Raw genomic sequence first — 261 nt, forward strand, 5'->3', positions numbered from 1 at the left:
GTCCAGGCCGCCGAGACCATCAAGGTCGGCATCCTGCACTCGTTGTCCGGGACCATGGCGATCTCCGAAACCTCGCTTAAAGACATGGCGCTGATGACCATCGACGAGATCAACGCCAAAGGCGGGGTGAACGGCAAGATGCTCGAACCGGTGGTGGTAGACCCGGCGTCCAACTGGCCGCTGTTCGCCGAGAAAGGCCGGCAACTGCTGACCCAGGACAAGGTCGCCGTGGTGTTCGGCTGCTGGACCTCGGTGTCGCGT

1 protein-coding gene is annotated in these 261 nt (G+C 62.8%); it reads left to right on the plus strand.

Going from position 1 to position 261, the window contains the following annotated elements; translation table 11 throughout:
• The coding region (locus tag AAEZ05_RS29075) for a transporter substrate-binding protein (RefSeq protein ID WP_350650087.1) at window positions 1–261 on the plus strand (261 nt) is incomplete at both ends.

Source organism: Pseudomonas sp. HY13-MNA-CIBAN-0226 (assembly GCF_040310305.1).
In the GTDB taxonomy this organism is placed as follows: domain Bacteria; phylum Pseudomonadota; class Gammaproteobacteria; order Pseudomonadales; family Pseudomonadaceae; genus Aquipseudomonas; species Aquipseudomonas gregormendelii.